This is a genomic window from Tenacibaculum soleae (assembly GCF_001693415.1).
Classification (GTDB): domain Bacteria; phylum Bacteroidota; class Bacteroidia; order Flavobacteriales; family Flavobacteriaceae; genus Polaribacter; species Polaribacter soleae.
Genome location: NZ_MAKX01000001.1, coordinates 600,176 through 614,360, shown reverse-complemented (window position 1 = coordinate 614,360; position 14,185 = coordinate 600,176). Strand labels below are relative to the sequence as shown.

Annotated in this window: 15 protein-coding genes; 6 read left to right on the top strand and 9 right to left on the bottom strand. The window is 29.3% G+C overall.

Features of this window, described 5'->3' with window-relative positions:
- Window positions 1-24: 24 nt before the first annotated feature.
- From BA195_RS02740 to rplU, 4 genes are all read right to left on the bottom strand, one after another.
- Window positions 25-720, bottom strand: coding sequence for an ABC transporter ATP-binding protein (locus tag BA195_RS02740; protein WP_068702194.1), 696 nt, complete (start codon window positions 718-720; stop codon window positions 25-27).
- 26 nt (window positions 721-746) lie between these two features.
- The gene (locus BA195_RS02735) at window positions 747-2,213 is read right to left on the bottom strand and encodes a DUF5687 family protein (RefSeq protein WP_068702192.1); all 1,467 of its coding nucleotides are present in this window, start codon (window positions 2,211-2,213) and stop codon (window positions 747-749) included.
- 355 nt (window positions 2,214-2,568) lie between these two features.
- Window positions 2,569-2,829, bottom strand: coding sequence for a 50S ribosomal protein L27 (rpmA, locus tag BA195_RS02730; protein ID WP_068702190.1), 261 nt, complete (start codon window positions 2,827-2,829; stop codon window positions 2,569-2,571).
- Window positions 2,830-2,851: 22 nt separating this feature from the next.
- Window positions 2,852-3,337: a 50S ribosomal protein L21 gene (gene rplU, locus BA195_RS02725; protein ID WP_068702188.1), complete on the bottom strand. Its 486-nt coding sequence runs from the start codon at window positions 3,335-3,337 to the stop codon at window positions 2,852-2,854.
- Between the two features lie 204 nt (window positions 3,338-3,541).
- On the opposite strand from rplU, the gene BA195_RS02715 reads away from it, so the two are divergent.
- The 3 genes from BA195_RS02715 to BA195_RS02705 all read left to right on the top strand — a co-directional run bounded on the left by BA195_RS02715 (window position 3,542) and on the right by BA195_RS02705 (window position 7,282).
- Window positions 3,542-4,855, top strand: coding sequence for a M16 family metallopeptidase (locus BA195_RS02715; RefSeq protein ID WP_068702184.1), 1,314 nt, complete (start codon window positions 3,542-3,544; stop codon window positions 4,853-4,855).
- A 21-nt stretch (window positions 4,856-4,876) separates the two neighbouring features.
- Window positions 4,877-6,925: a M16 family metallopeptidase gene (locus BA195_RS02710; protein ID WP_068702182.1), complete on the top strand. Its 2,049-nt coding sequence runs from the start codon at window positions 4,877-4,879 to the stop codon at window positions 6,923-6,925.
- Window positions 6,926-7,066: 141 nt separating this feature from the next.
- On the top strand, window positions 7,067-7,282 hold the full coding sequence (locus BA195_RS02705) for a hypothetical protein (protein WP_068702179.1): 216 nt from the start codon (window positions 7,067-7,069) through the stop codon (window positions 7,280-7,282).
- Window positions 7,283-7,294: 12 nt separating this feature from the next.
- Here the strand turns inward: BA195_RS02705 and BA195_RS02700 are convergent, their stop codons facing one another.
- On the bottom strand, window positions 7,295-8,167 hold the full coding sequence (locus BA195_RS02700; protein WP_068703892.1) for a DMT family transporter: 873 nt from the start codon (window positions 8,165-8,167) through the stop codon (window positions 7,295-7,297).
- An 89-nt stretch (window positions 8,168-8,256) separates the two neighbouring features.
- Between BA195_RS02700 and BA195_RS02695 the strand changes: the two genes are divergently transcribed.
- From BA195_RS02695 to BA195_RS02685, 3 genes are all read left to right on the top strand, one after another.
- Window positions 8,257-8,748: a cation transporter gene (locus BA195_RS02695; protein WP_245662309.1), complete on the top strand. Its 492-nt coding sequence runs from the start codon at window positions 8,257-8,259 to the stop codon at window positions 8,746-8,748.
- Between the two features lie 85 nt (window positions 8,749-8,833).
- Window positions 8,834-9,880, top strand: a complete 1,047-nt coding sequence (locus tag BA195_RS02690; protein WP_068702175.1) for a COX15/CtaA family protein — start codon at window positions 8,834-8,836, stop codon at window positions 9,878-9,880.
- 73 nt (window positions 9,881-9,953) lie between these two features.
- On the top strand, window positions 9,954-10,736 hold the full coding sequence (locus BA195_RS02685) for a hypothetical protein (RefSeq protein WP_068702173.1): 783 nt from the start codon (window positions 9,954-9,956) through the stop codon (window positions 10,734-10,736).
- 1 nt (window position 10,737) lies between these two features.
- Here BA195_RS02685 and gldD read toward each other — a convergent pair whose 3' ends face one another.
- From gldD to mutY, 4 genes are read right to left on the bottom strand one after another with little or no spacing between them, the layout of a single operon-like run.
- Window positions 10,738-11,286 (bottom strand): gliding motility lipoprotein GldD, encoded by a 549-nt coding sequence (gene gldD / locus BA195_RS02680; protein ID WP_068702172.1) that lies wholly within the window; start codon window positions 11,284-11,286, stop codon window positions 10,738-10,740.
- Window positions 11,279-12,580: a gliding motility-associated protein GldE gene (gene gldE, locus BA195_RS02675; RefSeq protein WP_068702169.1), complete on the bottom strand. Its 1,302-nt coding sequence runs from the start codon at window positions 12,578-12,580 to the stop codon at window positions 11,279-11,281. Before gldE ends, gldD begins: the two co-directional genes overlap by 8 nt.
- Before the next feature lie 19 nt (window positions 12,581-12,599).
- Window positions 12,600-13,031 (bottom strand): single-stranded DNA-binding protein, encoded by a 432-nt coding sequence (locus BA195_RS02670; protein ID WP_068702167.1) that lies wholly within the window; start codon window positions 13,029-13,031, stop codon window positions 12,600-12,602.
- A 39-nt stretch (window positions 13,032-13,070) separates the two neighbouring features.
- On the bottom strand, window positions 13,071-14,111 hold the full coding sequence (gene mutY, locus BA195_RS02665) for an A/G-specific adenine glycosylase (protein ID WP_068702166.1): 1,041 nt from the start codon (window positions 14,109-14,111) through the stop codon (window positions 13,071-13,073).
- Window positions 14,112-14,185 lie beyond the last annotated feature (74 nt).

Sequence of the window (14,185 nt, the reverse complement as noted above, 5' to 3'; positions counted from 1 at the left end):
TCTATAAATCTTTTTTACTTTTATTTATGCCGAAAAATAACTTTCTAATTCTTTTAAAGTTTCTGGAGATGTGTTTATATCTTTTACAACCGTTCCTTTATTTAACACTACTATTCGCTCGCAAACCTCAGTTACATGACTTAAATCGTGACTAGAAACTAGTATAGTAACCTCTTTGTTTTCAGTTAATGCTTTAATAATTTTTTTCAGTCGAATTTGTGTTGTTGGATCTAAATTTGCAAAAGGCTCATCTAAAATTACAACTTGAGGGTTTCCCATTAAAGCAGCTACGATACCTGCTTTTTTCTGATTTCCCTTACTTAAATCACGTAAATATTTTTTCTTTCCTAAAATTTCATCATTAAAAAATTCGGTAAACTGTGTTAAAAATGAAGCTACATCAGCTTTATTCATACCTCTTAAATCACCAATAAAATCGAAGTATTCTTCAGGAGTTAAGTATCCTATTAAAAAAGATTCATCAATAAAAGATCCTGTAAATGTTTTCCAATCTTCGCTTTTATTTACCACAACATCATTATTAGTAATTTCACCTGTTGTTGGTCTAATTAAATCTAATAATATATTAAACAATGTTGTTTTACCTGCCCCATTGTTTCCTACCAAGCCAAAACTTTGCCCACGAGGAATATCAATCTTTTCAACATTTAAAACTTCTGCTTGTCCGTATTTTTTTGAAACTGTATTTATTGTAATCATTGTTTTTTCTTTAAAATTTTTATTATTTACGCTTCTTTTCCAAAGGCATTAATCATTGCATATTTGTCTTTGATATATTTTTTTTCAATCAAATTCATAAAATAGTTTTTAAAAACCAAGCCTAACAACCCAATCAAAGCAACTACTACAAACCCTGAATTATAACCTACAAAATGATTAAATACCCAAAATATAGCCATAGGGAACAACATTAACGGAATAATAATTAAAAACTGTGTTGCACTAGTACCTTGTGTATTACCAAAACCTCCTTTGGTTAAATCGATTCGTTTTCTGTTAAACGAACCCGCATACAATAAAAACAATGAATTAAAGCCAATATTAAAAATTGCCCCACAAGTAATCATTAAGAATATTTTTGTACCAAAATACAAGTAAGGAACACTCATAAAATATAAAATTGAAGTCATTGCTACCATTAAAAACCATTTAGAATCTAAAAATTTTCGATACCTAAAACTCTGGCTCATTAACATTTTGTAATGTGCGCTATCCCAAGCAGGTATGAATTGACCGTAATTTAACGTGAATCCGCCAGAAACAAATAAGGATGCAAACATCAACATTGCTGGCATTTTTTGATAAGTAGGTTGAGTAAAGAAAATCAAACCATAAAACAAAAATAAGAACGACATTAAAAAAACTGTTTTAGTTCTTTTATTTCGCCAAATTAATCGGATGTCATTTTTTATAAACGGTGCTATATCTCCTAGTTTTTCTGTCCAAGATAAATCAGCTGTATTTGCTTCTTCGGTTTTTATAGCAACTAAATCATCTAAATAAACTCTTGCTCTTAATAATTTAAAGTTTAAGTAATACAGTACAATTGCTATAATTAAGGGTACAACTGCTAAAATGGAGTTTAAAACAATAGCGTCAAATATTTTTTGACTATATATTGACACATCAAAATCTGTAAAGTTTTGCAACCCTAATAAACAAACAAAAATCGTTGCTATAAAAGCAAATACTTTGTTGTTTTTATTGATTAAAAAATTTAAAAAGTTAGTAGCCTGAATTATAAAAATCATAGCTAACAACCATCCTAAAACCTCAACTGTATTATAATTTTGCGTTATTAAAACAACTGTAAACGGAATGTAAAAAAACAAGGATAAGAAGTTAAATCCTGAAAAAGCAGACTTTCCCAATACATAATGCACCAACTTTTCTTTTTTGATTGGGAGTATTAGCATTGGTTTAATATTCATTACTGGTAATTTTTGCATTAAATAACGAAAAACTAAATCGCCTAAAATAGCAAAAACCAACATTGAGTTTACAATTTGTAATGGATCCTCTGTTGGAAATGATTTTTTCAATATAAAATATCCTCCTACTCCAATACTTAAAAAAACAGCTACCATATATAACACGAAAAAACCCATTATTATTTTTAAAGCAATTCCTTTTTCCCAGTATGATGAACGAAAGTATTGTTTCCATTCTAATTTTAAAAAGTGTGCAATCATTTTTAGTTGTGTATTAATTGATTACTTAATTGGTATGCATAAAATGAATTTTGTTACAAAAAACATATTTTATTTTTTAAAAAAATCGTGTTTTGCTCTATTTTATATCATTAATACAAAAAACGACACCATTTATACAAAAGTCAAATTTCATAATATGTTTCTGTTATATATTTGCCCTATAATACACAAAGACGTCGTATTGATAAATTGGGGGATTAATCAATAATGATAATAAACAAAAGCACTACTTAAATGTAGTGCTTTTTATTTTGTGAAAAATTTTTATTTTTAAGCACAAAAAAAACTCAAACAACAAGTTGTTTGAGTTTTAATTTCTTAAATCAAAAATTTCTTAAGCCTCGAAAGGAGTTATAGAAACGTATGATCTGTTATTTCTTTTCTTTTGGAATTTTACAACTCCATCAACTTTAGCATGTAAAGTATGATCTTTACCCATGTAAACGTTTTCACCTGGATTGTGAGTTGTTCCTCTTTGACGAACGATAATATTACCTGCAATTGCAGCTTGTCCTCCAAAAATCTTTACTCCTAGTCGTTTCGATTCTGATTCTCTACCATTCTTCGAACTACCGACACCTTTTTTATGAGCCATCTCTCTAAGTTTTTAAAGTTAATTATTTGCTTAATGCTTCAATTAATTCAGCTTTCTTTAAAGAAGTATATCCTGTGATACCGCTTTCTTTAGCTAAAGCTTTTAATTCAGCAACAGTCATTGAACTTAAATCTTTAGATACTGATTTTGCTTCAGTTTTAGGAGCCTCAGTTTTTGCTGCTGCTTTCTTAACACCTGATGCAGAAATCCCTTCAATTTGGATTTCAGTTAAATACTGTCTGTGACCATTTTTCTTTTTGTAACCTTTTCTTCTTTTCTTTTTGAAAACGATTACTTTATCACCTTTTAAGTGACCTAATACTGTTGCAGTTACTCCTGCACCTGCTATAGCTGGGGCGCCAATAGTTACGTTCCCTTTGTCTTCAATTAGCATTACATTATCAAAAGTTACTTTTGATCCTTCTGCCTCTTGTAAACGGTGTACGTATACTTTTTGGTCTTTTGCTACTTTAAATTGCTGCCCTGCTATCTCTACGATTGCGTACATACTTTTTGTTTTGCGTTATACTTAAATGCACCTTCTTCATGAAAATGCGGATGCAAATATACTATTTTTACATCAAAACAACCTCTTGTTCAGAAAATTAATACAACTATTTTTTAAATATACATCTTTTTTTATTTTTTATGTTACGAATAACTTAGTTTCACGTCATATATATCAAAATCAGTTAAAATTAAAAATTAATCAATGAAAAAAAGTATCACAACTCTTGCTATTGCTTTGTTTATTGGATTTTCAGCCAATGCACAAAAAGTAGATTTTGAAGAGTACGATTTAGACAACGGAATGCATGTAATTTTGCATCAAGACAAATCTGCTCCGGTAGTAACAACTGCCGTAATGTATCATGTAGGTGCAAAAGATGAACAACCTAACAGAACAGGAATGGCTCACTTTTTTGAACATTTATTATTTGAAGGTACTAAAAATATTAAAAAAGGTGAATGGTTTAAAATAGTTTCTTCAAATGGAGGAAAAAACAATGCAAATACAACCGATGACAGAACTTATTATTACGAAGTATTTCCTTCTAATAATTTAGAATTAGGTTTGTGGATGGAATCTGAACGTTTATTACATCCAGTAATTAACCAAGGAGGTGTTGATACTCAAAATGAAGTTGTAAAAGAAGAAAAAAGATTACGTGTAGATAATCAGCCTTACGGTAGCTTTTTAGAGAATGTTAAAAAGAATATTTTTAAAAAACACCCATATAAAGGAACCACTATTGGAAAGATGAAACATTTAGACGATGCTACTTTAGCCGAGTTTTTAGCTTTCAACAAAAAGTTCTACGTTCCTAACAACGCTACTTTAGTTGTTGCTGGTGATATTGATATCAAAACAACTAAAAAAATGGTGCAAGATTATTTTGGTTCTATTCCAAGAGGTGCTGAAATAACGAGATCATTCTTAAAAGAAGATCCTATTACAAAGCAAATAAATGCAAAAGCATATGATGCTAATATTCAAATTCCGGCAGTAATTAATGCCTACAGAACTCCATCTATGAAAACTAGAGACGCTAGAGTTTTAGATATGATTTCAACATATTTAAGTGATGGAAAAAGTTCTGTTTTATACAAAAAATTAGTAGATCAAAAGAAAATGGCCTTACAAGCAGGTGCCATCAACTTAAGTCAGGAAGATTATGGAACTTACATTGTTTACGGACTTCCTTTAGGAAAAACATCTTTAACTGATTTAACAAAAGAAATTGACGAGGAAATTGTAAAGATTCAAACTAATTTAATTTCTGAAAAGGCATATCAAAAATTACAAAACAAGTTCGAAAACAATTTTGTAAACGCTAATGCAAGTGTAGAAGGAATTGCAAATTCATTAGCGCGCTATAATGTGTTATATGGAGACACTAATTTAATAAACACTGAGATTAATATTTACCGATCTATTACTCGTGAAGAAATTAAAGCAGTTGCTAAAAAATATTTAAATCCTAACCAACGATTAGTTTTAGAATATTTACCAAAAAAGAAATAAATCAAAAGACAATAATATATTATGAAAACAAAAATAGTATCACTTATCGCAATCATAGCAATGTCTTTTGCTACAACTGCACAAATAGATAGAAGCGTACAACCCAAACCAGGACCTGCTCCAAAAGTACAATTAGGTAAAGTTGATAAATTTACATTACCTAACGGATTACAGGTTATTATGGTTGAAAACCATAAATTACCTAGAGCATCGGCAAGTTTAACAATTGATAACAAAGCTGTTGCAGAAGGTAACAAAGCTGGTTTATCAAATATGATGGGAAGCTTATTAGGACGCGGAACGACTAATATTACAAAAGATGAGTTTAACGAAAAGGTAGATTATCTTGGTGCTCGAGTTAATTTTTATAGCTCAGGAGCCTCAGCAGCTTCACTAAAAAAATACTTTCCAGAAATATTAGAGTTAATGGCTGATGGAGTTAAAAACTCTCAATTTACCCAAGAAGAGTTTGACAAAGAAGTTAAAATTACTTTAGATGGATTAAAATCAAACGAAAAAAGTGTAACCGCTATCGCAAGGAGAGTTGAAGATGCTTTAATTTATGGTAAAAATCATCCTTTTGGTGAGTTTACAACCAAAGAATCTATCAGTAATATTTCACTTACTGATATTCAAAACAATTTTAATACGTATTACAAACCAAATAATGCTTATTTAGTAATTGTTGGAGATATTAATCCATCAGAAACTAAAAAATTGGTAACAAAGTTATTTGGTGACTGGAAAAAAGGAAATGTACCAGCGGTTGCGTTTGCAAAGCCAAAAAACGTAAGCACTACTGAAATTAACTTTATTAATATGCCAAATGCGGTACAATCAGAAATTGTAGTTGCAAATAATATCGAATTAAAATTAGGCGATAAAGATTATTACGCTGCTTTATTAGCAAACAGTATTTTAGGTGGCGGCGGAACTGCGCGTTTATTTATGAATTTACGTGAAGATAAAGGATATACTTATGGCTCATATTCAAGTGTTAGGCAAAGTAGAGATGCTGCAACATTTAGAGCAACAGCAAGTGTTCGTAATATGGTAACAGATAGTTCGGTTGTAGAAATACAAAAAGAAATCAATAAAATTCGTTATCAAAAAGTATCTGCTGAAGAATTAAAAAATGCAAAAGCTAAATATGTTGGTAATTTTGTAATGGAAGTTCAAAAACCTGCAACTGCTGCTCGTTATGCTCTAAATATTGCTCTTTATAATTTACCAGCAGATTTTTATGAAAACTACTTAAAAAATATTAATGCTGTAACTTTAGAGGATGTTCAAAACGCAGCAATTAAATATTTTAGAGGAGATAAAGCTCGTATTATAATTACTGGTAAAGGAATTGAAGTTTTAAAGAATTTAGAAAAAAATGCTGATTATAAAATCAACTATTTCGATACAGAAGGAAATCCAACTACTAAGCCTGCAATGACATTACCTATTCCTACTGGTGTTACAGCTACCTCAGTTATTAACAATTACTTTAAAGCTATTGGAGGACAAAATAAAGTTAACGCTGTAAAATCTGTTAAAATTACTTCAGAAGCTAAGGTACAAGGAATGCAAGTTAGCTTAGTGCAAAAAAATGCTGCGCCAAACAAATCATTAACACTTGTTTCAATGATGGGTAACGTTATGCAAAAAGTTGTTTTTGACGGAACTAAAGGATATCAAGAAGTACGTGGACAAAGAAAAGACTTAGCTGGTAAAGAATTAGAAGAAGCTAAAAATAGTAAAGCTCCTTTTGCAGATGAGGCATATAAAAAAGGGATTTTAGATAGAATTGAGCCTATTAACGGTGAAAATAGTTATGTAATTAAACTAGATAAAAAAGAAATTTTTTACAACATAAAATCAGGCTTAAAACTTAAAGAAGTTGCTGTTGTAAAAGGCCCTCAAGGAGATGTAAAAGTTCCTATAGAATATGGCGACTATAAAGAAGTAAACGGAGTTAAATTTCCTCATTTAATGATACAATCAATGGGACCAATAAAAATTAATTTCGAAGTAAAAGAAATAAAAATTAACGAAGGTGTTACTGATGCTGATTTTCAGTAAATAGAAAGCAGTTAATACAATTTACAGAGAGTCAAAGCGAAAGTTTTGGCTCTTTTTTTATAGATATATCTTTAACGTTTCAACCATTTTTAAACCTTTATCATTTTATCTAGTCAAAAAAGTACAACTTTAAAAATATAAATGATGAAAAAAATCATTCTTTTGTTAATGATTTCTTCTTTAACACTTCAATCTTGTGCGGTTAGAAAAAGAAATACAAGAGTTCACAAAGTAGTGGCAATTAAAAAGGCTCCTAAAAACCATAAAGTAGTATTTATTAAAAACAAACGTTATTACACATGGAGAGGAAAACATTATAAAAAAACTAAGAGAGGCTTTATAGTAGCGCATCTATAAACAAAACCTATGCTACTTTGCCCTATTGGTCATCCAAACGCCAAGTAAAATAATTCCGCCTGCTAATAATTGAATTACCCCTAATTTTTCACCATCTATAATTCCCCAAATAACAGCTACAATCGGAATTAAATAAGTTACTGAAGATGCAAAAATAGGTGAAGAAATATGTACTAAATCATTAAAAATAACCTTTGCCATTGCCGTTCCTAAAAGCGCTAAAACAACTATATATAGTAGCGCTGACTTAGTTTCTAAATTTAATTCAAATTCTGTAAAAAAACCAGTACAACCTAATATCATTATAACAGGTATTATTACTAACAAAAAATGTCCCGTAGTAATAGTTAGCCCATCCAACTCATGTAAATGTTTCTTTATAATATTGACATTAAACGCATAACCCACTGAAGATATAATAGGTAACAAAGCATACCAATAATTCTGATTTGGATTTAAATCTGCTCCTTTTAATATTAAAATAAGCGTTCCAATCAGACCAATAAAAATTCCTATAAATTGCTTTTTATTAAATGCAAAACCAAATACTAAAGCACCAATAATAAAAGTATTAAAAGGCGTTAGTGAATTTAATATTGATGCTATTGAACTATCTATCCCTTTAATTGCGTATGCAAACAAAAAAGCAGGAAAAAAAGTTCCTACTAAGGCACTTAAAAAAACATATTTCCAGTGTCTTTTCTTTATTTTTCGTAAACTTTTAAAACCAACAAGAATTACAAAAATAGCAGCAAAAAATGTTCGCAAAGCAGCTACTTGTATGGGCGATATACTAATTAATGCCTTTTTCATTAAAATAAAAGAGCTTCCCCAAACTAGCGAAAGCACTATTAAATACAACCATTTTCGTTGTTGATTACTCATTTTCATGTTATTTAATCACAAAAATCGGTCATTTTCGTTTATAAACTTTAATTTATTAATAACTTTGCTAAATAACCCAATAAATTAAAATGATGAAAATTCAAAAAATAATATTCGCTTTAACTTTTATTAGTTTTTTAGCTGTTGGATGTAAAAACGATACAAAAAAAGAAGAAACTTCTAAAGAAGAAAAAACAGAAGTTGCTGCAAACGCAAAAGAACTTTCTTTAAGTATTTCAGGGATGACCTGTGAAATAGGATGTGCTAAAAAAATAGCTTCAGATTTATCTAAAAAAGAAGGGGTTTTAGAGGCTAATGTTGTTTTTACTGATAGTATTGCAAACATTAAATACGACTCTAATGTTACTAACAAAGCAGATTTAATTGCTTTTGTTGAAGGAATTGGTAGTGGTGATATGTACAAAGCTTCTGAAACTTCTAAAAAAGCTTGTAGCGCTAAAACTGATGCTGAAAAAGAAGCTTGTGCAAAAAAAGGAACTTGTAAAAAAAGTGAAACTGAAAAAGTTGCCTGTGCTACAGATTGTATAAAACCATGTTGTGCTGACACAAAAAAAGCATAGTTTTTATTTCTATAAAAAAATCAAGCTTCTCAAAAGAGAAGCTTTTTTTATACGTTTATAGTATCTTTGTAAAAACTTTATTCAGATGAAAAAGCACTTTCCTCTTATTGTAAAAATTTCGTTGATTGCTGTATATCTTATTTTTTTAGCAGGCTCTGTAGTTCGTATGACAGGGTCTGGAATGGGATGCCCAGATTGGCCAAAGTGTTTTGGATATTATATCCCTCCAACATCAGAAGAACAAATTACTTGGCAAGCTAATACAACTTATGAAAAAGGAATGATAATCGTTAAAAACGAAGCTTTGTTTGTTGCTGAAAACGATTTAAAAACCGCTGAAAAATTTAACTCAAACAATTGGGTTAAATACACTAAGCACAGTTATGCTAAATTTAATAAATTTCATACTTGGACAGAATATATCAATCGATTAGCTTCTGTTTTGGCTGGTTTTCCGTTTTTGTTTTTAATTTTTGTATCCACTAAATTTTGGAGAGAAAAGAAACTAATTACACTTTTATCTTTCGGCGCTTTCTTTTTAATGCTTTTTGAAGCTTGGTTAGGTAAAACCGTAGTAGATTCTAACTTAAAACCAACCATTATTACCATTCATATGGTAGCCGGTTTAGTTATTATTGCATTGTTATTATGGCTACACTTTATTGTTTCTAAAGATAAAACTACTACAGACGCACTTGAAAAAACAACCTTAAAAAAACACAGTTCGTTGTTTAATAAATTATTAATTATTTCGGTAGTATTTTCTTTAATTCAAATAGCTATGGGTACCCAAGTACGCCAATTTATTGATGAACAAGTAAAGCTATTTGGTTTTGATAATAAACAGTACAGCTTACTAAACCCTAGTTTTAAATTTTATTTTCATCGTTCATTTACCATTGCAATTGTGTTGGTAAACTTAGGTATCTTTTATTTGAATCAAATTAAAGATTTAGGTTACAAATTGGTAAACTGGATTGTGTTTTTAATTTTTTTAGAAACCATAACAGGGATTTTAATGTATTATGCTGATTTTCCTATCGGAACGCAAGCGATACATTTACTTTCGGGTGCTATTTTATTCGGATTACAGTTTTATTTGTGGTTACAGAGTAGGAAGGTTAAAATTTAAAACCTAATGTCTGCTGACCATTAGCACATTGATATTTAACTTAAAATAACCCAGAGAACAACCATTAAAAGCGATGAAAGAACAACCAACTTTGAAAAATAAAAATCAATATTTTTTTTTAAAGGAACTAAAGGATTACTTACCCTTGGTATACATCGGGTTAATTCTAATTTCTTTTACTTTACTAAACGCATATTACAAGAAATTTGATATCAATATAGAAAATTATCTTTCGTTACAAGAGGTTATATATCTATTCTTACCTCTATCTGAATTATTAATTCTATTTATGGTTTTTATCGTATTTGCGTTTTTAATTTCAAAAATGTTATATATTGAAAATAAAGATCCGTCTAATAATACTTTTTATTTAAAAAACACCATAAAAAAGACTCCAAAATGGTTAAGGAAATCTATGAACTATTTTATGTATTCTTTCATTTGTGGAATTAGTTTTTATGATGTCGAATTAGAAAAACACTCTGGAATAATCGTTTTAATATTAACTGTGATTTTTCTACTATTATTTATGTTTACTATTATCTCTAAGTTCCATGAAGCAATGTATTATGAAAATCTAAACTCAATAAAAAACATACTGTTTTTAGTAATTATTACTTTTTTTTCATTTTCACTTTTCTACCAAAGAATCCAAGCTCAAAAGATTAAAAGTGGTAATTCTAAATTTACTTTACAATTAATTCGAGAAAAAGATACCATAACTACAAATAATACATTAATTTATTTTGGCGAAACTAAAGACAATTATTTCTTAAGAGATATTAACAACAAACAGAACATGATAATATCTAAAAAAGGCATTAAAATGATAATAAAAAAGAAGGTAAATAAATAATTTATTTCCACTCCAAGGTTTCTAACATTTTAATCATATCCTTTTTAATATATTCAACGGCTGGTAATATAGAATCGTAATTAGGTTTGGTGTAAAAAAATAGTGATCCTTTTAAAAAGTGGTTGGTACTATCGGTAACATGAAATTGAACTTGTGAGGCTGCATTACCTGAAATTTCACACATTTTTCCGTACACTTTTGTGGTTTTATTTGTGTAATCGCGCCAAGAAATATGGTCGGCTTTTACGGTATGTTCTAAAACCAATTTTTCGGCTTCAATTAACAGTTCGCGAAGGTTATTATTAATTGGTCGGTACGTGATATCAACCGATGCCTTTAGTTTAGGGTATTGTATTTTTAACCAGTGATTTGGCAGTGATTTTAAGGTAGTATTTTTCGCTATATCAAAACGATATGGTCTACTTTTATTCAATTTATTATACCCTAACTCTGGATATTCTAAGTTTAAATATGCTTTGGGTTTTGGTAAACTTTCTTCACCACAACTAATTAATAAAACTACGGTTATTAGTACTAAAAACTTACGCATTTCGGGTTACTTTTATTTGTTTTATACGTTTTTTATCAAGAGCTTCGATAGTAAACATATATTTGTTAAAATTTATCTTTTCTTCTTTTTTTGGAAACTTACCTGATACTTCTAAAATAAAACCAGCTAAGGTTTCACTTTCTCCTTTTGCTTCTTCAAATTTTTCTTCATCATCATCTTCTAAAACGCGACAAAAATCTTTTATTGTTGTTTTACCTTCAAAAATATAATTGTTTTCATCAAGCTTTGAATAACTTAAATCATCATCATCAAACTCATCATTTATATCTCCTACAATTTCTTCAATAACATCTTCAAGTGTTACAATTCCACTTGTTCCGCCATATTCATCTACTACAATCGCCAAGTGTTTTTTCATTTCTTGAAATTCGCTTAACAAATCGTCTAATTTTTTGTTTTCTGGAATAAAAAAGGGCTCTCTAAGTAATTTTTGCCATTGAAAACTCTTTTTATTTAAATACGCTAATAAATCCTTGGCATATAAAACTCCTCTAATATTGTCTATATTTTCATGATAAACTGGTATTCTTGAATATCCATTTTTTAAAATTATTTTTAGAACTTCTTCATATAAAGTATCGTCAGAAATAGCACAAACATCGGTTCTGGGTTTCATTATTTGAACAGTTTCAGTATTACCAAAACTTACGATTCCTTCTAAAATTTTTTGTTCTTCTTTTGTGGTTGCTCCACTTGATGTTAGTTCTAAAGCTTGTGATAAACGCTCTACAGAAAGATTATTGTTTTTGTTCCCTAATTTATTTTCTACAACACTTGTTAATTTGATAAGCGGAGCACTTAATGGCGTTAAAAAAACGTTTAAAACCTGAATCGGTTTTGCCATAAAACCTGCAAATTGCATTGATTTTCTGGTTGCATAGACTTTAGGTAACACTTCACCAAATAATAAAATTAAAAAGGTTACTAAAACAACTTCTATTAAAAACTTTACGCCACTTGATAATCCACTAAAAAAAAACTCTCCTAAAGAAGCAAATATTAATACAATGAGAATGTTTATAAAGTTATTTGTTATTAAAATCGTTCCCAATAACTTTTTAGGGTTTTCGAGTAGTTTTACAACGGTATTATTTTCTTTTGAAGATGCTGAAAGGGAATCTAATTCGGTTTGTGAAATAGAAAAAAAGGCTACCTCAGTTCCTGAGACTAAAGCCGAACAAAGCAATAAAAAAAGTAATAAAAAACAATTTACTGCTGTTAGTAAATCGATACTTGACAGTACTAAAAACAAGGAATTGGGGTCTGTATCCAAAATTTAAAATTTAATTAAACTAAAATGGTAAATCATCTTCTTTTTGTGGTGTTGCATTAGCAGCATTGGTACTTTGAGACACTTGATTTGTATTAGCAGCATTAGTATTTGGGTCTTTTTTTGTTGATAAGAAAGTCATGTCCTGCACCTGAATTTCGGTTGCATAACGTTTTTGTCCATCAACTTCGTACTGGCGTGTTTTGATACGTCCCTCACAATATACTTTATCGCCTTTAGTTAAATATTTTTCACAAATTTCTGCCAATTTATTTCGCACTACAATATTATGCCACTCTACATTGGTTACTTTTTCACCTGTTTGACGATTTGTATATGTTTCGTTAGTTGCTAGTGGAAAACGACCAATAGCATTTCCTCCTTCAAAATAATGCATTTTTAATTCGTCACCTAAATGCCCTATTAAAATAACTTTATTTATTGTTCCTGCCATGATTTATTTTTTTGTGTAATCTCAAATATACAAAATTTACTATTTGTTATTTATAAATTCATTTAAAAACTTATCAATCAATATTGGTACTGGAAACTCTTTAATATCTTTCCATAAAACTGTTTTTTCAGTTATATTACGTGTTCTTACAATCCAAAATTTTGTGTGTAAATGCTGGTGTGATAGTTTATGAACAATGTCTTTTGTGTTAAATAATGACAATTTTATATTTGCTGGAAAGAGAGCATAAAAATCTTTGTTTTCAATTAATGCTATTTCTGAAATTGGTTTTTCTGTTTCAATCAACGGAAATTGATATAAACCTTGCCAAATACCTTTACCTTTTCTTTCTTTAATAATTGTTTCATCATTATCAGTAACAATAACTAAAAAATTAAAATATCGTTTTTTTATTTTTAACTTTTTATCTTTTACAGGAAGCTCTTTAACTAGTTTTTTAGCTAACGCAACGCAACTCTCAGAAAAAGGACAAGTGTCACATAATGGGTTTTGTGGTTTGCATTGCATTGCTCCAAAATCCATTATTGCTTGATTATAAGCTCCTGGTTGTGATACATCGATTAAATTTTGTGCTAACTCTTTAAACTCTTTAATTCCTTTTGTAGAATTTATGGGTGTTTTAATTCCGAAATAACGCGCTAAAACACGGTATACATTACCATCAACAACCGCTACTGGCTCATTAAAACATATCGAAGCAATTGCTGAAGCAGTATAATCTCCAATTCCTTTAAGCTTTAATAACTCTTTATAATTATTAGGAAAAACCCCGTTAAGCTCATTGGCTATATATTTTGCCGTAAAATGCAAATTTCTTGCTCTTGAATAGTATCCTAATCCTTGCCATAGTTTAAGAACCTTACTTTCTTCTGCTTTTGCTAAGTCGAAAACCGTTTTAAACTCACTAGTAAAGGTCATAAAATAAGGTAATCCTTGCGCTACTCTTGTTTGTTGTAACATAATTTCACTTAACCAAACCATATAAGGATCTTTAATTTTACGCCAAGGTAAATCTCTTTTATTTTTTAAATACCAGTTTAAGAGGTGATTTTTATCCATGTATAAATTATAACTTTAAAACAAAATTACGATTATTAAATTTTTATTGTTTTGTTAATTTATTTAACTTAATT